Source organism: Streptomyces sp. P9-2B-2, assembly GCF_030406865.1.
Classification (GTDB): domain Bacteria; phylum Actinomycetota; class Actinomycetes; order Streptomycetales; family Streptomycetaceae; genus Streptomyces; species Streptomyces platensis.
Genome location: NZ_CP129126.1, coordinates 7,157,872 through 7,181,847 on the forward strand (window position 1 = coordinate 7,157,872; position 23,976 = coordinate 7,181,847).

At 72.9% G+C, this 23,976-nt stretch carries 18 protein-coding genes; 11 read left to right on the forward strand and 7 right to left on the reverse strand.

What is annotated here, in order from left to right; all coding sequences use genetic code 11:
- Positions 1–223 precede the first annotated feature (223 nt).
- Together QT196_RS31425 and QT196_RS31430 are read left to right on the forward strand one after the other, a co-directional pair.
- Positions 224–2,614, forward strand: a complete 2,391-nt coding sequence (locus QT196_RS31425; RefSeq protein WP_290356146.1) for a glycosyltransferase — start codon at positions 224–226, stop codon at positions 2,612–2,614.
- Complete coding sequence (locus QT196_RS31430; RefSeq protein ID WP_248001391.1) at positions 2,611–3,801, forward strand: acyltransferase; 1,191 nt, start codon at positions 2,611–2,613, stop codon at positions 3,799–3,801. The genes QT196_RS31425 and QT196_RS31430 overlap by 4 nt, the downstream gene beginning before the upstream one ends.
- A 27-nt stretch (positions 3,802–3,828) precedes the next feature.
- Here QT196_RS31430 and QT196_RS31435 read toward each other — a convergent pair whose 3' ends face one another.
- Positions 3,829–4,599 carry a TetR/AcrR family transcriptional regulator gene (locus tag QT196_RS31435; RefSeq protein WP_290356147.1) on the reverse strand — a complete coding sequence of 257 codons (771 nt, stop codon included), beginning with the start codon at positions 4,597–4,599 and terminating at the stop codon, positions 3,829–3,831.
- 182 nt (positions 4,600–4,781) lie between these two features.
- Here QT196_RS31435 and QT196_RS31440 point away from each other — a divergent pair, with 182 nt between their 5' ends.
- A complete protein-coding gene (locus QT196_RS31440) occupies positions 4,782–5,003 on the forward strand; it encodes a hypothetical protein (protein WP_168482101.1) in 222 nt (73 codons plus the stop codon).
- A gap of 108 nt (positions 5,004–5,111) precedes the next feature.
- Here the strand turns inward: QT196_RS31440 and QT196_RS31445 are convergent, their stop codons facing one another.
- Both QT196_RS31445 and QT196_RS31450 read right to left on the reverse strand, forming a co-directional pair.
- Positions 5,112–5,912, reverse strand: a complete 801-nt coding sequence (locus QT196_RS31445) for a maleylpyruvate isomerase family mycothiol-dependent enzyme (protein WP_290356148.1) — start codon at positions 5,910–5,912, stop codon at positions 5,112–5,114.
- A 127-nt stretch (positions 5,913–6,039) separates the two neighbouring features.
- Positions 6,040–8,010, reverse strand: a complete 1,971-nt coding sequence (locus QT196_RS31450; protein WP_290356149.1) for an amino acid transporter — start codon at positions 8,008–8,010, stop codon at positions 6,040–6,042.
- Between the two features lie 293 nt (positions 8,011–8,303).
- On the opposite strand from QT196_RS31450, the gene QT196_RS31455 reads away from it, so the two are divergent.
- Complete coding sequence (locus QT196_RS31455) at positions 8,304–8,759, forward strand: DUF4118 domain-containing protein (RefSeq protein ID WP_248001393.1); 456 nt, start codon at positions 8,304–8,306, stop codon at positions 8,757–8,759.
- Between the two features lie 72 nt (positions 8,760–8,831).
- On the opposite strand, the gene QT196_RS31460 is transcribed toward QT196_RS31455, so the two are convergent.
- Positions 8,832–9,416 carry a helix-turn-helix domain-containing protein gene (locus QT196_RS31460; RefSeq protein WP_168482106.1) on the reverse strand — a complete coding sequence of 195 codons (585 nt, stop codon included), beginning with the start codon at positions 9,414–9,416 and terminating at the stop codon, positions 8,832–8,834.
- Between the two features lie 36 nt (positions 9,417–9,452).
- On the opposite strand from QT196_RS31460, the gene QT196_RS31465 reads away from it, so the two are divergent.
- Positions 9,453–10,727, forward strand: coding sequence for an alpha/beta hydrolase (locus QT196_RS31465; RefSeq protein ID WP_248001394.1), 1,275 nt, complete (start codon positions 9,453–9,455; stop codon positions 10,725–10,727).
- 148 nt (positions 10,728–10,875) lie between these two features.
- On the opposite strand, the gene QT196_RS31470 is transcribed toward QT196_RS31465, so the two are convergent.
- Both QT196_RS31470 and QT196_RS31475 read right to left on the reverse strand, forming a co-directional pair.
- Positions 10,876–11,361: a hypothetical protein gene (locus QT196_RS31470; RefSeq protein WP_168482108.1), complete on the reverse strand. Its 486-nt coding sequence runs from the start codon at positions 11,359–11,361 to the stop codon at positions 10,876–10,878.
- 129 nt (positions 11,362–11,490) lie between these two features.
- Positions 11,491–14,136 carry a SpoIIE family protein phosphatase/ATP-binding protein gene (locus QT196_RS31475; RefSeq protein ID WP_290356150.1) on the reverse strand — a complete coding sequence of 882 codons (2,646 nt, stop codon included), beginning with the start codon at positions 14,134–14,136 and terminating at the stop codon, positions 11,491–11,493.
- A gap of 210 nt (positions 14,137–14,346) precedes the next feature.
- Between QT196_RS31475 and QT196_RS31480 the strand changes: the two genes are divergently transcribed.
- The 4 genes from QT196_RS31480 to QT196_RS31495 all read left to right on the forward strand — a co-directional run bounded on the left by QT196_RS31480 (position 14,347) and on the right by QT196_RS31495 (position 19,873).
- Positions 14,347–15,870: a long-chain fatty acid--CoA ligase gene (locus tag QT196_RS31480; RefSeq protein ID WP_168482113.1), complete on the forward strand. Its 1,524-nt coding sequence runs from the start codon at positions 14,347–14,349 to the stop codon at positions 15,868–15,870.
- Between the two features lie 113 nt (positions 15,871–15,983).
- Positions 15,984–16,511 (forward strand): DinB family protein, encoded by a 528-nt coding sequence (locus QT196_RS31485; RefSeq protein ID WP_211117464.1) that lies wholly within the window; start codon positions 15,984–15,986, stop codon positions 16,509–16,511.
- Positions 16,512–16,875: 364 nt separating this feature from the next.
- Positions 16,876–18,051, forward strand: a complete 1,176-nt coding sequence (gene rsgA / locus QT196_RS31490) for a ribosome small subunit-dependent GTPase A (protein ID WP_168482115.1) — start codon at positions 16,876–16,878, stop codon at positions 18,049–18,051.
- 112 nt (positions 18,052–18,163) lie between these two features.
- Complete coding sequence (locus tag QT196_RS31495; RefSeq protein WP_290356151.1) at positions 18,164–19,873, forward strand: AlkA N-terminal domain-containing protein; 1,710 nt, start codon at positions 18,164–18,166, stop codon at positions 19,871–19,873.
- A 4-nt stretch (positions 19,874–19,877) separates the two neighbouring features.
- On the opposite strand, the gene QT196_RS31500 is transcribed toward QT196_RS31495, so the two are convergent.
- The gene (locus tag QT196_RS31500) at positions 19,878–20,360 is read right to left on the reverse strand and encodes a DUF456 domain-containing protein (RefSeq protein ID WP_211117465.1); all 483 of its coding nucleotides are present in this window, start codon (positions 20,358–20,360) and stop codon (positions 19,878–19,880) included.
- 308 nt (positions 20,361–20,668) lie between these two features.
- Here QT196_RS31500 and QT196_RS31505 point away from each other — a divergent pair, with 308 nt between their 5' ends.
- The gene (locus QT196_RS31505; protein ID WP_290356152.1) at positions 20,669–21,925 is read left to right on the forward strand and encodes a protein phosphatase 2C domain-containing protein; all 1,257 of its coding nucleotides are present in this window, start codon (positions 20,669–20,671) and stop codon (positions 21,923–21,925) included.
- A 172-nt stretch (positions 21,926–22,097) separates the two neighbouring features.
- A complete protein-coding gene (locus tag QT196_RS31510; RefSeq protein WP_290356153.1) occupies positions 22,098–23,840 on the forward strand; it encodes a pyruvate dehydrogenase in 1,743 nt (580 codons plus the stop codon).
- The last annotated feature ends 136 nt before the right edge of the window (positions 23,841–23,976 follow it).

Here is a 23,976-nt window from a genome sequence, read left to right on the forward strand (position 1 = left end):
GTGCTGGAACGCGCCCACGCGTTCCGAGGCTTGGAGCCTGCCTTAGCAGCCGTGCGCCCGCGCGCCCGCGTCCGTCCCCCCGGGAGACGGATCCGAAGAGCGACCGCGATCTGTGTACCTGTCATGCATCTGACAGCCGGCTAGAGGTCCGGACCGCTGCCGCCGACGCGGCGCGGCCCGGGCCCGCTTTCGCATGCCTCCTTGCACGAAAGGACATCACCAGGTGCTCACTTCGCACCGCACCACCTCCCAGGGCTCCCCCACGGCCCTGCTCGACACCGCGGATCCCGCCGCCCCCACCACCCCCGCCGACGGCTCCCGCGGCGGCGGGCACGTGCTGGTGGTCGGCGCCCCCGGACCCCGCCTGGAGCGCCTCACCAGGACCCTGCGCGCCACCGGCCACGAGGTCAGCCACGCCCCGCCCGGCGAGGTCGACCGGCGGATGGGGCAGGCACACCCGGACGCCATCGTGGCCCTCGACGAACGGGGCGCACCCGGAGCCCACGACGACAGCGGCCTCGACGTGATCCGCGAGGTCCGCACCGTCCCCGCCGGCCGGGCGCTGCCGCTGCTCATGGTCACCGCCGGCCCGGAACCCGCCGGAGCGGCGGACCTGCTGCGCCACGGCGCCGACGACTGCGTTCCGGAAGCCTCCGACCCGGACGAACTCTCCGCCCGTATCGAGGCCAAGCTCCGCCGCGTCCCCGTACCGGTCGAGAACCTGCCACGGGACCCGCGCACCGGCCTGTACTCCCACGCGCACTTCCTGGACGAGCTCGACCGTGAACTGCGGCGCCCCGAGGCCGCCCGCAACGGCGGGGTGCTCGCCGTGGTCGGCGTGGCCGAGATGGCCGCCCTGGAGGCCCGGCTCGGACCGCGAATACGCCGTGAGGTCGCCGAGCGGCTGGCGGGCGTCGCGGAGCGGCTCGGCAGCTTCTGCGACCGGCTCGGCTGGGACGACGACGGCCAGTTGCTGATGCTGCTGCCCGGAGTCGACGAGGAGACGGCCCGCCGCGGGCTGGAGAAGTTCGCCGCGACCGTGGCCGGTACCCGGTTCATCGTCGCGGACGAGAACGTCCGGCTCACCCCGGCGATCGGCTGGCTGCCGCTGGCCGGCTGCGCGGACGGCGACCGGGCCGCCGGCCAGGCCCGGGACGCGGTCCAAGAGGCGCTCCGCCACCGGGATCTGCGCCCGGTGCGGTACGCGCCCTGGATGCGCGGCACCCCGCACCGCCACCGCCGCCCGTCGTTCAGCGCGCTGGTCCGGCCCGCCCTCTCGGCGCTCTCCCCGGTCCTGGCCCTGCTGCTCGGCGTCGCGGTGCCGTTCGCGCTCTACCTCCAGACATACGCACTGGGCTGGGACCTCGGCTCCGCGATGTACTGGGTGGTGGTGGCCGGACTGGTGCTGTCCGCGCTGCTGATCGTCCTGGAGTGCCTCTTCTCCCTCGACGCGGCCGCCCGGCCCGAGACACCCGGCGCGCCGTACCCGCCCGCCAGCGCCGTCATCGCCGCGTATCTGCCCAACGAGGCCGCGACCCTCGTCGAGACCGTCGAGTCGTTCCTCCGCCTCGACTACCCCGGCGAGCTGGAGATCCTGCTGGCGTACAACACGCCGCATCCGCTGCCCGTCGAGGACACCCTCCGCGAGATCGCCGCCCGCGACCCCCGGCTGGTGCTGCTGCCGGTCGCGGGCAGCACCTCCAAGGCGCAGAACATCAACGCCGCGGTCACCCGGGTCCGCGGCGAGTTCGTCGGCATCTTCGACGCCGACCACCACCCGGCCCGGACCGCGTTCCGGGACGCCTGGCACTGGCTGTCCAACGGCCATGACGTCGTCCAGGGGCACTGCGTGATCCGCAACGGCGAGAGCTCCCGGATCGCCGAGCTGGTCGCGGTGGAGTTCGAGGCGATCTACGCGGTCAGCCACCCGGGCCGCACCCGGCTGTACGGCTTCGGCGTGTTCGGCGGCTCGAACGGCTTCTGGCGGACGGATCTGCTCGCCCGGATCCGGATGCACGGCTCGATGCTGACCGAGGACATCGACTCGACCCTGCGCGCCCTGGGCGAAGGCGCCCGGTTCGCCGTCGACCGCACCCTCATCTCCCGCGAACTGGCGCCCACCACCCTGAAGGCGCTGTGGAACCAGCGCTCCCGCTGGGCACAGGGCTGGCTCCAGGTCTCGCTCCGGCATCTGTGGCGCAGCCTGCGCTCCCCGGTTTTCACGGCCCGTCAGAAACTGGGCCTCTGCGTCCTGTTGGGCTGGCGCGAGGTGCAGCCGTGGCTGACGCTCCAGATCCTGCCCATCCTGCTGTACTCGGCCTGGAAGGCCGGCGGGCTGCACCGGCTCGACTGGGCGGTGCCGGTGTGCGTACTCGCGGTGCTCTTCACCATGGCGGCCGGGCCGGTGCAGGCACTCTTCGCCTGGCGGCTGGCGGTCCCCGAACTCCGCTCCCGCGGCCGCTGGTTCTGGTCCTATCTCCTCGTCTCGACCTTCTTCTACAGCCACTTCAAGAACATGGTGGCCCGGCAGGCCCATCTGAAGGAGGCACTGGGGGACCGGCAGTGGAGGGTCACCCCGCGGGCCGCCGGGGCGAAGGCGGTGGCCCGCCGATGAGCCGTACGGACACCGCTCAGGGCCGCGGCCGGGCCAGCGCCATCGACGGCTTCCGCGGGCTCGCCGCGCTCAGCACCGTCGCCTTCCACGTCTGGCAGCAGTACTTCCGCTATGACGCACAGGGCAGCCACCCGCCGGTCGACAACCCGGTCCTCGGCGCCCTCTTCTCCCTCGAAGTCATCGACCTCTTCTTCGTGCTGTCGGCGTATCTGCTGACGCTGTCGTACGCCCGGGCCGCCCTCGACGGGGGATCGACCCGGCCCGCCCGGCTGTTCCTCTTCCGGCGGGCGATCCGGATCCTGCCGCTGTACTTCCTGGCGGTGCTGGTCGTCTGGGCGACCCGCAATCCGACCCTGCCGGGCAACTGGCGCGACCTGGTCGAGCACCTCACCTTCACCCATGTCTTCGACCAGCAGCGGATCTTCTACACCCTGGGCCCCACCTGGTCGCTGTCGCTGGAGGTGCTCTTCTACCTCGTCCTGGTGGCGCTCGGGCCGCCGGCGGTCCGTGCCTGCCGTCCGCTGCGCCGGCGCCGTACCAGGGTGGCGGTGTGCGCGGCGGGATGTCTGTTCCTGTACGCCGTGCCGCTCGTCTGGATCGCCGTCGCCCACTACCGTTTCGGGGTGCCGCACACCGACTGGGTGGTGTACTTCGGCCCGCAGGCCCGCTTCGGCGGCTTCGCGGCCGGGATGGGGCTGGCCGTGGTGACCGCCGCACTCGGTGACCGGGCCCGCCTCGGGCCGCGCACCGCCCTGCCGTTGGCCGCGCTCGCCCTGACCGGACTGTTCGCGCTCTCCCTGGACTCCGGCCCGGAGAACTTCACCTTCACCTTCTACCACCCGATCGCCTCGGCCCTATGGGTGCTGCTGCTCTTCAGCACTCTCCATGTACGTCAACAGACCTTCTGGCAGGGCCTGTTGACGGCCCGCTGGCTGACCGCCGCCGGACTCGTCAGCTACAGCCTCTTCATCTGGCACGAGCCGGTCATGCTCCAGCTCCACAACGCCGGCCTGCTGCCCACAGGGCAGTCGGGCTTCCTCCCGGCCCTGCTCATCGTGTTCCTGGTGGCGGTGCCCGTGGCGGCGGCGAGTTACTGGCTCATCGAATATCCGGCGAGCCTGCTCGGCCGGCTCAAGGACCACCGCGGCCGGCCACGGGAGTTCTATCCGGAGCCGGCCACCCGGTGACGGCGGCCCCGTCACCTTCGCCGGAGATCAGCGCCCCGCGCGCCGGTCTCCGGCGAAGATCCGATCGAGGTGATAGTCCAGCGTGCGGCGCACCTCGTCCAGCGAGCGGCGCCGGTGGAGCACATCACTGCCCAGCCCCACCGCGCCGGAGACCAGCAGATCGGCCTCGCGCCACGGATCGAGACCGGGCGCGGTCCGCCCATCGGCCCGCGCCACCGAGATCAGCTCCGCCACCAGCCGCTCCAGCGGCTGCTCGGCAGGCAGAAAGACCGTGGCGAGGTCGGGGTCCGTCAGGCTGCGCGCGTAGTACGCGGCGAACACCCGCAGCGCGGTGGCACGCTGAGCGTCGACGGGCAGGAATTCGTCCAGCACCGCCCGCAGCAGACTCCGGGGTTCCGTGGCATCGAACGGGATACGGGAACGGGCGATCCGCTCGTTCTCCGCGTGCAGCAGATGCAGCGCGTCGACCAGGAGCCGGTGCTTGCTCCCGAAGTGGTACTGGACCGCGCGCAACGACACCCCGGCCTCGGCCGCGACCTCTCGCAGGCTCGCCGCGTGCAGCCCCCGCTCGGCGGCGATCCGCCAGAGCGCCTCGGCGATCCGCAGCCGCTTGCCCGACGGCGCCTGCGCCACCGGCCGCTCGGGCGCCGGGACCGGCGTCTGCTTCCGCCGCCGGTACGCCTTGGCCTGGCAGCTGCGCGAGCAGTAGAGCGCCGGCCGACCGCGCCCCGCCGACGGGAGGACCGTACGGCACATCCGGCACACCGGCCCTCCCGAGCGCCCCTTTTCCGCACGCACGATTCCCCTCCCGATTCCCTGAATTGTGTGACGTAAATCGAATTCCGCAGCAATTCAGCGGCCAATGACGGTTTTCCGAATGATACGTTCGTAACGTCCTCGGGGAACAGGGAGGGCAGGGGGAACGGGGGCTACAGAGGGCCTATCGGCAGCGCACGACCGACAGCACTTTTGGGGGACCTATGAAGTACGACATTTTTCAGATCGCCGGCGCCATCGTGACGGTGTTTTTCGCGCAGGGCGCGATCCGGCTGGCTTTCGACCACACGGACACCGGATTCCTCGGCTGGCTCGACGGGGGCTTCACCGTCACGCTGGCCGTACATCTGGCGCTGGTCGCCGTCGGCGCGCTGCTGACGGGCTGGTCCCACACCCGGGCGAAGGCACTCGGCCGACGGAGCTGACCGTCCGGCATTCCGTGGGTGACCTTCGGAAGAGGGGCCGGGATGAACAGCTGGCCCACAGGGGCGAGGTGCCGGTCCGCGGAGACCCACGAACCGGCAACTCCCGCCTCAGAAAGCGGAGTTGCTGAACCAGCGCGTCAGCAGCTCCTCATCGCCCACGGTCTCGACGGCGTCCGAACCGCGGTCCAGGCGCCCGTACAGGAGCAGCAGCAGATCCGCCGCCGTGCCCTGGACACCGGCGTCGGCGGAGGCGGCTGCCGCGTCCTCCCCGGTCCGGGGCTCGACTCCGAAGCTGTCCGGCCGCAGGCGGATCAGCCAGTCGCCGTCCGTGTCGGTGCACCGGAAGCGGAGGGTTTCGCCCTCGCCGCGCAGCCGGGCCACATGGGGCGCGAAGAACGTGGCGTACGGCAGGTTCGTCAGGAACTCGTCCACGCCGTCCGTCGCGAGCGCGGGGTCGATCACCGGCCGGCGGCCGAGCGCGCGCTCCGCGTCCGTGCGGTGCACCAGCGTCTCGAAGAGCATCCGCCGCATCCAGAACCGGGCGTGCTGATCGGCGCCCCACGCCCACATCGGGGCGTCCGGGTCGGTGTCGGCGAAGGCGTCCGCGGCCACTGCGGCACTCGCCGACAGCCAGTCGGCCCAGCCGTCCTCCGCGGTCGGCAGATGCAGCTCCACCTCCCGGCTGCGCGGCGGTTCCTGGACCAGCCGGCGCAGCAGGACGGAGAACATCCGCTGCACGCTCCCGGCGTGCTTGACCAGGTCGCGGAGCGTCCAATCCGGGCAGCCGGGTACGGGTGCCGTCAGGTCCACGCCGTCCAGCGCCGCCACGAAGGCGGCGGTCTCGGTCGCGACGGCGGCGCGGTGTTCGGCGGGACCGACGGCCCGGCCCGCGGGGTGAGAGGTGTGCATGGCCGGTGGTTCCCGATCTCTCCGGCCCGGCGACCTGAACGGCCGGGCATCTGTGCGCAGCCTGCCACAGGCGGCGGGCGGGGGAGCCGGGGCCCCGCCCGCGTCGCCGGGCACCGGCCGGGGCGCGTCAGCCCACGTGGACCCGGGGCCGCCGGGCCGGGTCGGGCTCGGCGCGGCGCAGCACCTCCCGGGTGACCGGCGCGACCTCGCCGTCGCCGAAGACCAGGAAGCGCAGCAGATGGCTGAGCGGATGGCCCTCGGTCCAGTTGAAGTAGACATGCGGCACCTCGCCGGTGTGCTCGCGCAGCTGCATCAGGACGGCCGCGATGGTGTTCGCCACACCGGCGCCCTCCACCCGCAGTATTTGTGCCCCGTACCGCTCCTCGCCCTGGACGTGCAGGTCCGTGGTGAAGTCCGAGGAGTCCCGGACGGTGACCTCCAGGAACAACACCGGCCGCCCGTCGGGGATATGGGTCTCCTCGCGCTGGCTGTACTCCTTCTCCCGGTACTCCGCCTCGTCCCGCTCATCGGGCTCGTTGGCGATGACCCGCAGTGGCCCGGCCGCCAGCGCGGCGTCGATCAGCCGCTGTGCGGTCCCGTCGAAGCCGACCTGTACGGCGCGCAGTTCGAAGGCCCGGTGCACCCGTGAGGCGAACGAGGTCAGCAGGATGCCGAGGATGAACAGCAGGGCGATCTTCAGGCCGTCCGGCCGTTCGATGACATTGGTGATCAGGGTGTAGCCGAAGACGACGGTGATGGCGCCGAAGCCGATGGCGGCCGCCCGGTGGCGGCGGTGGCGGGCGGCGACGGTGGAGGCGAAGGACGCCGAGAGCATCAGCACCAGCACACCGGTCGCATACGCACCGCTCTGCTCATCGACGCTGGCGTTGAACAGGACGGTGATGCCGAAGGCGATGGCCAGGAAGATCAGCACCAGCGGGCGCACCGCCCGCGCCCACTCCGGGGCCATGCCGTAGCGCGGCAGATAGCGCGGGACGAGGTTGAGCAGTCCGGCCATCGCCGAGGCACCGGCGAACCAGAGGATGGCGATGGTGGAGAGGTCGTAGACGGTGCCGAAGGCCTCGCCGAGGTGCTGGTGCGCCAGGTAGGCCAGCGCCCGCCCGTTGGCCGAGCCGCCGGCCTCGAACTCGCGCTGCGGGATGAGCAGGGTGGTGGCCAGGCTCGACAGCAGCAGGAAGCCGCTCATCACCAGCGCCGCGGTGGTCAGCAGCCGGCGGGTGCCGCGGATCCGGCCGGCCGGGTGCGCCGCGGTGTCCGCGGCATCGCCCTGGACCTGTGGCATGACGGCGACGCCCGTCTCGAAGCCGGACATGCCCAGCGCCAGCTTGGGGAAGACCAGCAGCGCCACCCCGACGATCGCCAGCGGCGAGGAGTGCGCGGCGGTCATGGCGCCCCACCAGTTGTCGATCACCACGGGGTGCGACAGCACCTGCCAGGCCGAGGTGGCCAGGACGACGACGTTCAGCACCAGATAGGTGCCGACCAGGCCGACGGCTATGCCGATCGCCTCACGGAAGCCCTTGAGGAACACCGCGCCCAGGGCGGCCAGCAGCACCAGGGTGATCCACAGATTCGCACCGTGCAGCAGCGGAGGGGCGAACGGGTTCTCCACGACGTGCGCCGAGGCGTCCGCGGCCGACAGCGTCATCGTGATGATGAAGTCGGTGGCCGCGAACCCCAGCAGCACCAGCACCAGCAGCTTCCCCGCCCACCAGGGCAGCAGCCGCTCCAGCATGGCGATCGAACCCTCGCCGTTCGGGCTCTCCTTGGCGACCCGGCGGTACACCGGCAGCGCGCCGAGCAGCGTCAGCGCGATCAGCACGAGCGTGGCGAACGGCGACAGCAGCCCGGCCGCCAGCGCCGCGATACCCGGCTGGTAGCCCAGGGTCGAGAAGTAGTCGACACCGGTCAGGCACATCACCCGCCACCAGGAGTGCCCCTTGTGCTCGGCCGGCGGGGTGCCGTGCGGCCCGGGGTGGCGGGCGGCCTGACTGCTCAGCCCGTCCAGCAGCCAGCCGCGCCACCGTCGGGAGGCTGGGGCGGCGGGAGACTCCGGGTCCGCTTGGACACTGGTCATGCGGGTACGTCCTGCCGATCATCGGTCTTCGGTTCGGGCAACGAGCAGCGAGTATGCATCACCGTGTGAGCGGCGCCCCGGCCCACCCCGCGTCTGGCGACATCGCCCGGTTCACCCGCTGACGTCAAGACGGTGTCAGAAAGCGTCCATCGCCCGTACGCAGGACGTTAAGAACTGCGCCACGGCGCTCCCGCCGCGCCCCCGGGGCGCAATCTGGCGGCAAGGGTCCACCGCGGATCCACCGGACCACCACACCGGTCCGCCGCACGGGGCCGCAGCAGGAGGTGCTCCCCATGACCACCCTTCACCGCCCGGCGCCCCGGCTCCGCCCACACCGTCCCCACACCACGCAGTTCCCCCAGGTCAGGCCGCAGTCAACACAGCCGGCCCACCGGGTGCCCCCGGACCGCACCCTCGCCCGTGACCTCGCGCTGCCGCTCGGCGCCGTCGGGGCGGCGCTGCTGGTGACCGCCCTGCACCTGACCGGCGAGACCACCCACACATCCGCCGTGCTGGCCCTCTTCGCCCTGCTGACGCTGGCCGTGGCACTCCGCACCCGCCCGGCCCTGGCCCCCGTCGCGGCCCTGGCGTCCTGGATGTTCTACGACGGCTTCGTCCTCCACCAGCACTCCGAACTGGCCTTCCATACCCCGGACCGGACGAGCCTGATCATCCTCCTCCTCGCGGCCGCCACGGGCGCGGGCTGCGCGGCCGCCGTACGGGCGGTGCGGCGGAGGCCGGCCAGCTGACGAGCCGGTCGGAGGAGGCCGGTCGGCTGAGGGACGGTGCGGCGGAGGTCGGTTGACTGAGGGGCCGGTCGGTCAGGTGCCCGGCTCCTGATCGGTGCCGGTGGCCGACGACTCCTCGGATTCCCGCTGGGGGACCTCCACCGGGAAGTGGATCGGGCTGAGCAGGTACTGCGCCCGCTCGGGGCTCGGCCGATGGGCCAGGCGCGGTGCGATGGCCGCGCGCAGCTCGGCGATCATCTCCTCCAGCTCCGCCGGGCTGAGCCAGAGCGCATGCTGCCGATACCCCACCAGGTCGGCCACCGGGTCGGCGCCCTCGCGGTCGAGGTAGGCGTTGAACTCGGCCAGCAGGGCGGTCATCGCGGTGGCGAAGGCCTGCCGATGGTCGTCGGGGGTGAGCGCCCGGACCGCCTCGGAGCCGATCACGGCCCGGTCCTGCCGCAGCCGGTAGTGCCGTTGCACCGCGCCGCGCACCCGGCGTTCCTCGGCCACCTCCAGGATCCCGCCGCCCACCAGCAGATCGATGTGCCGGTAGACGGTGGCCTTGGAGGCTTCGGGGATGCGTGCGCAGAGCTGGGCGGTGGTCTGAAGCCGTCCACCGCCCATCGCATGCACGATCCGCAGCCGGATGGGGTGGGCGAGCAGCTCCAGGGAGTCCATGCCTCAACTTTCTCATGGCTGCTACCTTTCTCAATCATGAGAATGGATGCTGACGGCAGAGATGGCAGGGCGCTGGAAGTGGCGCGGGACTTCGCCGCGCTGCTGCGGGCGGAGAGTTTCGACGAGACCGTGGAGTTCTTCGCGCCCCCACTACGGGCCGCGGTCCCCGCCGAGGCGCTGCGGCTCGCGTGGGCGGCCGAGGCCGCCGGGCACGGCGGGGTCAGGGCGGTCGAGGAGCCGGTGACCGAGCCCGGCGAGGCCGGCCTGGTGCGCGTACGCACCCCGGTGACCTGCGCCAACGGCCGCTTCACCGTGGTCGCATCGGTCGGCGATGACGGCCTGCTGCACGGACTGCGGCTCGATCCGCACAGTGCCGCCGAGTGGCAGCCACCGCACTACGCGGACGAGGACCGGTTCACCGAACGGGACGTCATGCTCGGGACGGGGCCGCTCGCCGTGCCCGGCACACTCAGCCTGCCCACCGGCCCCGGCCCGTGGCCCGCCGTGGTGCTGCTCAGCGGCGGCGGACCGTTCGACCGGGACGAGAGCAGCGGCCCGAACAAGCCGCTCAAGGACCTCGCCTGGGGGCTCGCCACCCGGCACGTGGCCGTGCTGCGCTTCGACAAGGCGACCTTCGCGCACCCGGACCGGCTGCCCTCGGACTTCACCATGGCCGACGAGTACCTGCCACCCGCGCTCGCCGCCGTCCAACTGCTCCGGCAGCAACCCGAGGTGGCCCCGGACCGGGTTCATCTGCTCGGCCACAGCATGGGCGGCAAGGTGGCGCCCCGGATCGCCGCCGCCGACCCGTCGATCGCGGGCCTGGTGCTGCTCGCCGCGGACACGCAGCCGATGCACGAGGCGGCCGTCCGGGTGGCCCGCTCTCTCGCGGACCTCGCCCCCGGGCCGAGCGCGGACGAGTGGGTGTCGGCGCTCATACGGCAGGCCGCGTTGGTGGCCGGGCCGGAACTCACCCCTGACACACCGTCACATCTGCTGCCCCTGGGGCTCTCCGCTGCCTACTGGCTCGATCTGCGTGCCTACGACCCGGTGGCCACGGCAGCCCGACTGACCTGCCCGATGCTGATCCTCCAGGGCGGGCGGGACTACCAAGTGACCGTCGCCGACGACCTGATCCGCTGGCAGGAGGCCCTGGCGCACCGGCCCGAGGTGGCGATCCGGATTCACCAGGACGTCAACCACCTCTTCTTTTCCGGCAGCGGCCAACCCACCCCGGCCGAATACACGCACCCGGGCCATGTCGACCCGGCGGTGGTCGACGAGATCGCGGCCTGGCTGGTGCGCCAGTAGGGGAGGGCGGAGCGGAATAGGGGAGGGCAGGCCGCCGAGTGGGGGAGGGCAGACCGGAGTGGGGGAGGGGAGACCGGGTGGCGGCCGGCGCCTGCCCGGCGGCCCCGGCCGGTCGAGGGGCTCGTACGGGGTGCGGGCCGGGTGACGTTCAGCCGCGGCACCAGCACCTGTGGCGCCGGGAGAGGGTCGCGCGCCGGTATCGGCGGGCCGCGGCCCGGCGTCGGCGGCTCGCCGCGCCCAGGAATCCGAGGCCGATGCCCAGCATCCAGACGTCCTTGGCCAAGAGGGTGCCGTTCTGGGTCGGCCGCACGCCCCCCGGCTTCCGCATGCCGGGAGTCCGCAGATACATCCCGACCAGTCCGCCGGAGAACCCGGTCAGCGCGAGTCCGGCCAGCCGGGTGGGGATGAACGGTGCCAGCAGCGCACCGCCGACGGCGAGTTCGGAGCACGCCAACAGCCGGGTGAACTGCTCGGCGGGCATCTTGTCCAGGAACGGATAGGCCACCCGGGCCATCCCGTGCACGCCCTCGGCGGTCGCCGGGTCGGCCCGCAGCAGCGTCAGCCCGGAATCCAGGATGAACGCGCCAACGGCCAGCCGCGGAGCCAGATCACGCGCTTCGGGCAACTGCACCATGGGAGCCTCCAAGATCAGCCGTCGGCCCCTTCCACGAGCTTAACCAGGGGGTGAGGGGGCTGCATCCGGCAAGCCGTGGGGGAGGGACGGGACCCCGCACCCGGACCGCCGCCCCAGGACCCCGCCCCCTCACAGTGCCGGCACGTCGTCCCACTGGTCGAGGACGTCCTCGGTCGCGTCCGGGCCGGGCTCCGGGCGGTCGCCGTCGAGGGACTGTTCGGTCCAGATGACCTTGCCGCCCGGTGTGTAGCGGGTGCCCCAGCGGTGCGCGAACTGGGCGACGAGGAACAGGCCGCGGCCACCCTCGTCCGTGGTCGCGGCGCGGCGCAGATGCGGGGAGGCGCTGGTGCCGTCGGAGACCTCGCAGATCAGGGCGCGGTCGTACAGCAGCCGGACCCGGATCGGCTGGGCGCCGTAGCGGATGGCGTTGGTGATCAGTTCGCTGAGGATCAGCTCGGTGGTGAAGTCGATCGCCGCCAGGCCCCAGGACTCCAGCATGCGCAGACAGGCCGCCCGTACGGGGGCGACGGCCGCCGGGTCGGAGGGCACCTCCCATTCGGCGACCCGTGTGGGGTCCAGCAATTGGGTGCGGGCCACCATGAGCGCGATGTCGTCGCTGGGGTGGGCGGGCAGCATCGCGTCGAGGACCGCCGTACAGGTCTCCTCGGGGGTATGGTCCGCCCCGGCCGCGAGCGCCGTACGGAGCAGCTCCAGACCGGTGGCGATATCGCGGTCGCGGTTCTCGACCAGCCCGTCGGTGTAGAGCACCAGCCGGGAGCCCTCGCTCAGCGTCAGCTCGGCGGTCTCCACCGGCACGCTGCTGCCCAGGCCCAGGGGCGGGGAGACGGGCACCTCGGGGAACGAGACGGTGCCGGCGGGGCCGATCACGGCCGGGGCGGGGTGCCCCGCGGTGGCCAGGGTGACCCGGCCGGTGACCGGATCGTAGATGGCGTACAGGCAGGTCGCGCCGGTGATGCCGGTGCGCCCCGGCACCCCGTCGTGGTCGCCCTCACTGCCGCCGGCCCACGTCCCCGCGCCGTCGAGGAGCCCCCTGCCGCCGGTGCCGGTGCCGGTGCCGGGGTCGGCGCCAGCGCCTGCCCCGAGGCCGGCCGCCCGCGCCTCATCCGTGTCGATATGCGTGACCAGTTCGTCCAGGTGGTTCAGCAGCTCGTCGGGCGGCAGGTCGAGGGCGGAGAAGTTGTGGACCGCGGTCCGCAGGCGGCCCATGGTGGCGGCGGCGTGCAGACCGTGCCCGACGACATCGCCGACGACCAGCGCGACCCGGGCACCGGGCAGCGGGATCACATCGAACCAGTCGCCGCCGACCCCGGCGTGCGCGGGCAGATAGCGGTGGGCGACCGCGAGCGCGGACTGCTCGGGCAGGGTCTGCGGCAGCAGGCTGCGCTGGAGGGTGACGGCGGTGGTGTGCTCGCGGGTGTAGCGGCGGGCGTTGTCCACGGCGACCGCGGCCCGTGCGGTCAGCTCCTCGGCGAAGGCCAGATCCTCCTCCTCGAAGGTGCCGGAGGCGCCGGACCGCCAGTAATTGGCCAGCCCCAGCACCACGCCGCGCGCCTGCAGCGGTGTGGTGATCAGCGAGCGGATACCGGAGTCCAGGACCCGCTGGGTGCCGTCCGGGTCCTGCTGTCGCCAGGCGTCCGAGGCGGTCAGGTCGCCGACGAGGACCGGCCGGCCGCTCGCCAGACCCGTCGCCATCGGCGTACCGGACACATAGCGGATCACCTCGCCGACCCGGTAGATCGCCATTTCCTCGGAGACCCCCTTGACCGCCATCCGCTGGAGTTCGGCGCCCGCCCCGACGGTCGGTTCGTCGCCGCGCAGCACGGGCTCCAGCAGCTCGACGGTGACCACATCGGCGAACCGGGGCACCGCGACCTCGGCCAGCTCCTCGGCGGTCCGCCCCACGTCCAGCGTGGCGCCGATCCGGAGCCCCGCGTCGTAGATCAGCTTCAGCCGTTCCTGGGCCACGCCCGCCCGGCCGGCCAGCGCCCGCAGCTCTCTGGTGTCCCGCAGCGTCACCACGGTCCCGGCGGGCCGGCCGCGCGGGGCGGTCGGCCGGACGTTCACGGCGAGCAGCCGGTCGCCCGCCAGCAGCACCTCGTCGGTCGCCGCCCGCCCCGACGCGAGCAGCGCGCTCAGCTGCGGTTCCAGCCCGAGGTCCGCGACCGGGCACCGTTCCGCGTCCGCGGGCAGTTCGAGCAGCCGCCGGGCCTCGTCGTTGGCCAGCAGCAGCCGCCCGTCACTGCCGAGGATCAGGACGCCCTCCCGTACGGCGTGCAGCACCGCGTCATGGTGGTCGTACCGCTGCCGCATCTCGGCCGGCCGCACCCCGCCCGTCTGCCGCCGCAGCCGCCACCCCACCAGGGCCGCCCCGCCGGCCACCAGCAGCAGGACCCCGGCGGCGGTGCCGAGCAGCACCGGAAACTGGTCCTCTCCCTGTGCGCCCGTCCGTTCCGGGGCCGCAGCTTCCCGGGGCTGCGGGGGGTGGGCGGCGCGTGCGGCGGTACGGGTGTCCGGCGCCTGGGCGGAGGTCTGAGCCCCGGCGGCCACGAGCTGACGGCCCTCTCGGGCACTCCCGTCGGGGGCCTGGAAGGCGAGTGCCAGGACGGCCACGATCCCCAGCAGCACCGCGCGGGCGAGCTGCCGTACGGACACCCGGCCCGCGCGACGACCGTTCAGCGGCGGGCGCGGGCGCGTTCCCGGGGAGCGTGGTGACGCCGGTGCATCGTCACCTTCTCGCCCGAAAATTTCCGTCATGACCCATATTTAGCATTGTGCTCCCCTGTGGGGTGCTCGGCCGTGCGGCGCCAGGTGCTCGGCCCGGGCGGCGCACGGCGCTCGGACGGGTGGCCCGTGGTGCCGCCGCGGCATCCTGCGTACGCGCTATTGAGCAATGCTCAGCCGCTCTCTATGCTCGGCGCGTCCGATGCAGTCCGTGGTACGAGCCGCCGCACGCCAGGAGCCCGGATGACCTTCAATCTCGCGACCGCCCTTCGGGAGTCCCGTCTTTCCCACCCCGGCAAACCCCTGTGCCACATAGGTGACCTGACCGTCACCTACGACCAGGCCGACGAGGTGTCCGGCAGGGTGGCGGCCGCCCTGCGCGGGCTCGGTCTCCGGCCGGGCGCCAAGGTCGCCGTCCAGCTGCCCAACGTGCCGCAGTTCCTCTTCACGTACTACGGAATCCTCAAGGCGGGGCTGGTCATGGTCCCGCTCAACCCCCTCCTGAAGGCCCCCGAGATCGCCTACCACCTCCAGGACTCCGAGGCCGAACTCCTCATCGCCCACGAGGAGTTCGCGGCCGAAACGGTCAAGGGGGCGGAGCTGGCCGGCGGCGTCGGGACCTATGTCGTCCACCCGCCCGGCAGCGACCGGCGGATCGCCGGAACCCGTCCGTACGACGAGCTGTACGCCGCCGACGACACCGGCGAGATGGCGCCCACCAGCGCCGACGACACGGCCGTGCTCCTCTACACCAGCGGCACCACCGGCCGCCCCAAGGGCGCCGAGCTCACCCACTTCCAGCTCCATATGAACTGCACCGTCTCCGGTGAGCTGTTCGGGTTCCGCCCCGACGACATCGGCCTCGCCGTGCTGCCGCTCTTCCATGTCTTCGGCCTCTCCAGCGTCCTCAACATGGCCGTACGCCACGGCGGCACCCTCGCCCTGGTGCCGCGGTTCGAGACCGGCGCGGTCCTCGACGCCCTCGAACGGCGCCGCTGCACGGTCTTCGCCGGCGTCCCCACCATGTACGCGGCCCTCTTGCAGGCCGACACCGGCAAACGTGACCTCGGCGCCCTGCGGGTCGGCGTCTCCGGCGGTGCGGCGATGCCCGGTGAGGTGATCCGCGCCTTCGAGGAGAAGTTCCCCGGTGTGGTGATCCTGGAGGGCTACGGGCTTTCCGAGACGGCCAGCACCGCGACCTTCAACATCAGCGCGGAGCAGCGCAAGGTGCTCTCGATCGGCAAGCCGATCTGGGGCGTCGAGGTCCGGGTCGTCGACGCATCGGGCACCGAACTGCCGCCGGGCCCCGAGCATGTGGGCGAGATCCTCGTCCGCGGCCACAACGTCATGAAGGGCTACTACCGGCGCCCCGAGGAGACCGCCGAAACGCTACGCGACGGCTGGCTGCACACCGGAGACCTCGGCCACCGCGACGAGGACGGCTACTTCTTCATCGTCGACCGCAAGAAGGACCTCGTCATACGGGGCGGCTACAACGTCTATCCGCGCGAGGTCGAGGAGGTCCTGCACACCCACCCCGCCGTCGCCGAGGCCGCGGTCATCGGCCGCCCCGACGACCGGCTCGGCGAGGAGGTCGTCGCCGTGGTCAGCCTCAAGCGGGGCGCGGCCGCCACCGCCGAGGATCTCACCGCCCACTGCAAGGAACGGCTGGCCGCGTACAAATATCCCCGCGAGATCCGCATCGTCGCCGAACTGCCCAAGGGGCCCACCGGCAAGATCCTCAAGAAGGCCCTGCGCGCCGGGTGACCGGGCGGTCGGCCGGGCCCCTACTTCGGAGGCGCCCCCGCCGTTGCGCCGGGCCGCTCGTCCGTGCCGCCGCTCCACGCCGATTGTCAGTGGTCCGTGCGAGGCTGGGGAGCATGGGAATGACACCGGACGGGCGGCTCGTTCCGCCCCCGCACGCCGATGAACGCGCCATGCTGGAGAACTGGTTGGAGTTTCACCGTGCCACGCTCCCGCTGAAGTGCGCGGGACTGGACGACCAGCAGGTCCGACTGACCTCGGCGGCCCCGTCCACCATGACACTGCTGGGCCTGGTCCAGCATCTGGCGGAGGTCGAACGCAACTGGTTCCAGCGGGTGTTCGCCGGCCAGGACATACCGCCGGTGTACGAGGCGGAGAAGGGCGACGGGTTCACCCTCGCCCCGGACCGCGGCATCGACGAGGCGCTGGCCGACTGGCGCGCGGAGGTCGCCCGGAGCCGTGAGCTGATCGCCACCGCATCGCTCGACGACTCCGGCAGGCTTTCGGAGCGGGAGGCCGGGTTCGTCGGCGATCAGACCGTTTCCCTGCGCTGGATCCTGGTCCACATGATCGAGGAGTACGCACGCCACAACGGGCATGCGGACCTGCTCCGGGAGCGCATCGACGGCGTCACGGGCGCCTGAGGGCGGCGGGCTTCGAGGGACGAAGGGATCGCCGGACCCCGCTGAGCGATGACGGCCACGGCTGCCCGGGCGCGCCGTCCGGGCGGCCGTGGCGCACCGCTGAAAACCGGGCCGGAAAAATGGTTGGCGCCGTGGTGCGGGGCCGGTCTACAGTCGCAGCGTTCGAGCGGACGGCCTGAGGCTGTCCCCCTGGCCTGTTGAGATGCGCGGAGGTGAGTACTGATGACTGTCGTTGCGCAGGGCGCTGCCCGCATCCAGAAGATCATCAACTTCCTCCCTGTGGTCTCCGGCTGACTCGACCTCACTTCTTCGCACGCGTATCGCGCGCACAGCCGGGACCGCTCCTTCTCGAAGGGCCATCCCGTTGTTCGACCTCGATTTCTCCACTGCGCACCCGCTGACCGCCTACGGCTGGGACGACGGATTCGCGCGGAGCTTCACCCCCTTTGCCGGGCAGGGGCTCGTGCCCGGCCGTATCGTCCGTGTGGACCGCGGGCGGGTGGACGCCGTCGTGGCGGACGGCGACGGCATCCGGACCGTTCTGGCCGACACCGCGCTGGTGGCGACCCGTGACCCGATGCGGGTGCCGTGCACCGGCGACTGGGCCGTGCTCGACCTGGAGAACGGACGCAGCGGCGATCATGTCGACGGTGTCGTACGGGCGTTGCTGCCGCGCCGGACGGCGTTCGTGCGGTCGACCTCGTCGAAGCGGTCCGAGGGCCAGGTGCTGGCCACCAACATCGACCACATCGTCATCTGTGTCTCGCTCGCGGACCAGCTGGACCTCGGGCGGATCGAGCGGTTCCTCGCGCTGGCGATGTCCGGCGCGGGGGACGCGGGGCCGTTGCACGACTCCGCAGTGGCCGATGAGGGCGGCGCGCAGCCGGTGGTCGTGCTGACCAAGGCGGACCTGGCCGGGGACCCGGCCGGGCTGGCGCATCTCCTCGACGACGCCGAGGCCGCGGCGCCCGGGGTGCCGGTGCTGGCGGTCAGTTCGGAGACCGGCGACGGGATCGATGTGCTCGCCGCCGTGCTCGCGGGCGGTACGTCCGTACTGCTCGGACAGTCCGGTGCGGGCAAGTCCACGCTGGTCAACGCCCTGCTCGGGGAGCGCCTGCAGCGGGTCCAGGCCATCCGCGACCGGGACGGCAAGGGCCGGCACACCACGACCACCCGGGACCTGCGGGCGCTGCCCGGCGGCGGGGTGCTGATCGACACCCCCGGGCTGCGCGGCGTCGGGATGTGGGACGCCGAGTCCGGGCTCGCCCGGACGTTCGCGGACGTCGAGGCGCTGGCCGAGGAGTGCCGCTTCCACGACTGCGCACACCGGTCCGAGCCGGGCTGCGCCGTCCAAGATGCCGTCGAATGCGGGGAGTTGCCCGCCCGGCGGCTGGAGAGCTACCGGAAGCTACAGCGCGAGAACCAGCGCATCGTGGCCAAGACGGACGCCCGGATGCGTGCCGAGATCCGCCGCGACTGGAAGCAGAAGCAGGCCCTGGGCCGGCATCTGATGGAGCGGAAGCGGGGTCCGCAGCGGTGAGACAGGAGGTGGGGAGGGCCGCCCGGGGCCGTCCGGGGGTGCCCTCCCCACCTCCAACGCCACGTCCGATTTCCGCCAGCCCAGCGCCTCGCGCCCGGCGCAGACTGGGGGCGTGAGGGACGACGAGGCCAGGTACGAAGCGGTGACCAGCCGGGATGCGCGGTTCGACGGGGAGTTCTTCTTCGCCGTGGTGACGACCGGTATCTACTGCCGGCCGAGCTGTCCCGCGGTCACTCCCAAGCGGGTGAATGTGCGGTTCTTCCCGTCGGCCGCCGCCGCGCAGGCGGCCGGGTTCCGGGCCTGCCGCCGCTGCCGGCCGGACGCCGTACCGGGGTCCGCCGAGTGGAATGTGCGCGCCGACCTGGTCGGCCGGGCCATGCGGCTGATCGGGGACGGCGTGGTCGACCGGGAGGGCGTCGGCGGGCTGGCGCGACGGCTGGGCTACAGCCCGCGCCAGGTGCAGCGGCAGCTGACCGCGGAACTCGGCGCGGGACCGGTGGCGCTGGCGCGGGCCCGCCGGGCACACACCGCGCGGGTGCTGCTCCAGACCACCGCACTGCCGGTCACCGAGCTGGCGTTCGCGGCCGGTTTCGCCAGCATCCGGCAGTTCAACGACACGATCCGGGAGATCTACGCGGGCACGCCCAGTGAACTGCGGGCGGCGGCCGGGAACGGGGGTGCCGCCGCCCGCCACACCGCCGCGGCCGGTCCCGGAGTCCCGACCGGTCCCGGAGTCGCGACGGGCCCGGAATCCGGCTCCGCAAGCCGCTCCGCGCCCACCGGCATTCCGCTCCGGCTCGCCTACCGCGGACCGTACGCGTTCGCCGAGATCTTCGACTTCCTCCAGGTACGGGCGGTGCCGGGGGTCGAGGAGACCCGCGGCCCCCACGGCGGGCGCACCTACCGCCGTACGCTGCGGCTCACCCATGGCAGCGGTATCGCCGAGGTCGACGAGCCGGCCGGGCCGCGCCGGCGGCGTCGGCCACCGGCGGGCCTGGTGTGCCCGGCGGCACGCGGTACGGAGGGCGGCTGGCTGGAGTGCCGGCTGCGGCTGACCGACCTGCGGGATCTGTCGACGGCCGTCCAGCGCCTCCGCCGGCTGTTCGACCTGGACGCCGACCCGTACGCGGTCGCCGAGCGGCTCGGCGCCGATCCGCTGGTCGGCCCGCTGGTGGCCGAGCGGCCGGGCCTGCGGTCACCCGGCGCCGCCGACCCCGAGGAACTGGCGGTCCGGACCGTGCTGGGCGGCCCGCCGGAACGCGCCGCCGCGCTGGTGCGGACGTACGGCAAACCGCTGGACGTGCCGGACGGCGGGCTCACCCATCTCTTCCCGGCGCCCGGGGAACTGACCGGCCCGGAGGTCGCGGAGCCGGTGCGCACCCTGTGCACCGCACTCGCCGACGGCGCGATCACGCTCGACGCGGGCACGGACCGCGACGCCGCCGAACGCGCCCTGGCCGCCCTGCCCGGCGTCGGCCCGCGCACCGCCGCGTACCTCAGGATGCGGGCGCTGGGCGACCCCGACGTGGGGACGGCGGGGGAGGCGGATACGGAGCGGGGCGGGACGGCGGGCCCGGGTCCGGCGGGCCCGGCCGCTTGGCGGCCCTGGGGCGCCTATGCCCTGCACCATCTCTGGCGCGCGGGGCTGCTGCCGACGGGCGTGATGCCGGGGCCGGGTGAGGTTCCTGGGCTGGGCGAGGCCGCCGGGTGGTGGCGGCCCGGTGAGCCGGGCCAGATGCCCACGCCCCGCGAGACGTCCGGGCCGGGGGAGTCGTCGGCGCCGGAGCCACCCCCGTACGCCCTGGCCGCCCGCGCCGGGTGACGCGTCAGCCCGCCGCCACGGCACCGGTCCAGGCGCCGACGACCAGCAGACAGGCGAACAGCTCGACCAGCACGCTCAGCCCGATGGCGCGCAGGGCCGTACGGGTCGAGGCCCAGGCGTCGCCATGGCTGCCGAGCCGGATGCGTTCCAGCAGGTAGAGACCGCCGACCGAGCCCAGCAGACCCCCGATGACCGGGATCACGAAGAAGCCCACGATGCCGGCCACCCCCGCCAGGAACAGGGCCCGGTACGGCGTGCCCACCGCCCGCAGATCGCGGGCCGGCAGCAGCCACTTGACCACCTGATTGAGCAGCAGTACGGCGGTGGCGGACATCAGCACCACCCAGGCGAGCCCGGACTTCTCGGACAGCGTCCACCACATGACGCCCGCCCAGACGATCAGCGGCCCGGGAATGCCGGGCACCAGCACTCCGAGCAGCCCGAGCAGCATCACCAGACCGGTCGCGACCAGCTGCCACACACTCACGCGCCGGCCTCACTCCCGGCGGGCGCACGCCCCGTGACGGCTCGTACGCTGCACACTCTCATGGGCCCAGCGTGCCGGAAGCGGCCCGGAAGCGCTTCCCGGCGGGCGGGCGGAGTACGGGGCCGGAGCACAGGACGCACCCGTCACGCAGAGCCGAACCGGCCGCCGCCCCCGTCAACCCGGCCACCCCCTCCGATGACATGAGCTGATCACCGCCCCCCGCCCGGTCACCCTTAGGGGCCCGACCGCCCGGTGGACGCTCTTTCGCGCCCTGTTGAGGGGGCGGCCGCGCAGGGACAATACGGCGCATGAACCAGCAGGGGGCCGGGTGCGGCCAGGAGGACGACTGGTGGCGGCAGTTGTACGGCGAGGGAGGCGGCGACGACGCCCCGGGACGCGCCCCGGTGCGCGATGCCGGGCCGTCCGACGCCCCGGACACCCTCGATGACCGGGTCGCCTCGGCGCTCCGGGCGGTCGCCAGACCACGGCGGCCCGCGCCGGCACCCCAGCCGCCCCCGGCCCGCCCGGCGTCCGCCCCGTCGGCGCCGATCCCGCTCCAGGCCACGGGCCCCCGGCCGGCGTCCCCCGCCCGGCCGTCCGCCCCGTCCGCGCCCGAGGCGCCCGGCGACACCCCCGCACCGGCCCGCACCGGCCTCCCGGCCGACCGCCCGTCACCGTCCGAACCCGAGCTGGGCACCCTGCCCGCCGCCGACCCGGCGGCCCTCGACGAACTGGTGCCGGACACCGCGCTGGACGGCGCCCGGTACGGCTCGCTGACCCTGCTCGCCGCGTCCCGGCGCGGCGACCTCGCCCGGCACCGCGGTGACGTACGCCGCGACGCACTGCTCACCGCCCGCTTCGGGGCCGGCCGGCACGCCCTGATCCTGGTCGCCGTCGCCACCGGACGGCCCGCCGGCGAGGGCGCCCATCGCGCCGCCCACGAGGCCTGCGCCCGGATCGGCAGCGCGGTCGGCCGCAGTTACACCCGACTGGCGGAGGACATCCGTACGGACCACCGCAGCGCCCTCAAATCCGGGCTGCAGCGGCTCACCGACCGCAGCTACGGCAGACTGCGCAGCCGGTCCCGGGAGCCGGACGCCGCAGCGGAGCGGTACCCGCCCGCGCTGCGCTGTCTGCTGCTGCCCGCCGACCCGGACTGCCGTACCCGGGTGTTCTTCGGCATCGGCGCGGGCGGCCTCTTCCGGCTCCGCGACGGCGCCTGGGAGGACTTGGAGCCCGCGGTGCCGGACCTGACCGTCAACGGGGGAGTGGACGGCACCGGCGGACGGCCGCGTTCCGCCGCCGGCCGGTCACCGGCCGACGGCCCGGACCGGTCCGAACCGTTCCTCTTCCGGACGGCCTTCGCCCGTCCGGGCGACACTCTGCTGTTGTGCAGCGCCGGTCTCGCCGAGCCGCTCCAGCAGGTGCCCGCGTTCGCCGCCCGGCTGGCCGGACAGTGGTCCGCCGCCGAGCCTCCGGGACTGGTGGCCTTCCTCGCCGCCGCGCAACTTCGGGTGGCGGGCCACCTGAAGGACCGTACGGCCGTCGGGGTGTGGGAGGCGTAGCGACGGGCAGACGCGGAGCCGGAGCGCGGGCGGGAAGGAACGGCGCAGCGGAGGCGGCCCCGGGCGCCCCATGGGTACATGGGACAAGGCCCTGGAGGTTCACGGCACGGGGCCCACCGCGTCGCGGGCCGTCACTCACCCGCCGCACACCCGTCGAAGGAGCGACAGCGACATGGCGAAGCAGACCGTGGCCGAGCAGTTCGTGGACATCCTGGTGCGGGCAGGGGTGCGACGGCTCTACGGCGTCGTCGGCGACAGCCTGAACCCGGTGGTGGACGCCATCCGCCGGAACTCCGCGATCGACTGGATCCAGCTCCGGCACGAGGAGACCGCCGCCTTCGCCGCCGGGGCGGAAGCACAGCTCACCGGCTCCCTCGCGGCCTGTGCCGGGTCCTGCGGCCCCGGCAATCTGCACCTCATCAACGGCCTGTTCGACGCCCACCGTTCGATGGCCCCGGTCCTCGCCCTGGCCTCGCACATCCCCTCCAGCGAGATCGGCACCACCTTCTTCCAGGAGACCCACCCCGACCGGCTGTTCGTCGAGTGCAGCCACTACAGCGAGCTGATCTCCAGCACCCGGCAGATGCCGAGGGTGCTCCAGACCGCGATCCAGCACGCCATCGGGCAGAGCGGCGTCGCGGTCGTCTCCCTCCCCGGCGATATCGCCGCCGAACCGGCCCCCGAGCGCGCCATCGAACACGCCCTGGTCACCGCGCGCCCGTCCGTACGCCCCGGAGACACCGAACTCGACGCACTGGCCGCGATGATCGACGAGGCCGACAAGGTCACGCTGTTCTGCGGCAGCGGCACGGCGGGCGCGCACGCCGAGGTGATGGAGTTCGCCGAGCGGGTGAAGTCCCCGGTCGGACATGCGCTGCGCGGCAAGGAATGGATCCAGTACGACAACCCCTACGACGTGGGGATGAGCGGACTCCTCGGCTACGGCGCGGCCTACGAGGCCACCCATGAATGCGATCTGCTGATCCTGCTCGGCACGGACTTCCCGTACAACGCGTTCCTGCCCGATGACGTCAAGATCGTCCAGGTCGATGTGCGGCCCGAACACCTGGGCCGCCGCACCACGCTCGACCTGGCCGTCTGGGGCGATGTCCGGGAGACGCTGCGCGGTCTGATCCCCAAGGTCCGGCCGAAGGAGAACCGTAAGTTCCTCGACCGGATGCTGAAGAAGCACGCCGAGGCGCTGGAAGGCGTGGTCAAGGCCTACACCCGCAAGGTCGAGAAGCACACCCCGATCCACCCCGAGTACGTCGCCTCCGTCCTGGACGAAGAGGCCGCCGACGACGCCGTCTTCACCGTCGACACCGGTATGTGCAACGTCTGGGCCGCCCGCTACCTCACCCCCAACGGCCGCCGCCGGGTGATCGGTTCGTTCAGCCACGGCTCGATGGCCAATGCGCTCCCGCAGGCGATCGGCGCCCAGTTCATCGACCGGCGACGGCAGGTCGTCTCGATGTCGGGCGACGGCGGATTCTCGATGCTGATGGGCGACTTCCTCACCCTGGTGCAATATGACTTGCCGGTGAAGGTGGTGCTGTTCAACAACTCCTCGCTGGGCATGGTGGAGCTGGAGATGCTGGTCTCCGGTCTGCCGTCGTACGGCACCACCAACCAGAACCCGGACTTCTCGGCCATCGCTCGCGCGGCCGGTGCCCACGGCGTCCGGGTCGAGAAGCCCAAGCAGCTGCGCGGCGCCCTGCGCGACGCCTTCCGCCACAAGGGCCCGGCCCTGGTCGACATCGTCACCGACCCCAACGCCCTGTCCATGCCGCCGAAGATCAGCGCCGAGATGGTCTCCGGCTTCGCCCTGTCGGCCGGAAAGATGGTGCTGGACGGCGGAGTCGGCCGCATGCTGCAAATGGCCCGCTCCAACTTGCGGAAGATCCCCCGGCCTTAGGGCCCTGCTTGGTGCGGACGAGCAACTGCGCGCGCCGGTCGGCGGGATACGGCAGACGGAAAGCCGTGCTTCGAGGTGGCCGACGATCTGAAGTACGACGGAGACGAAGCGCCCGGCGCTCTGGAGGCTGCTCTCC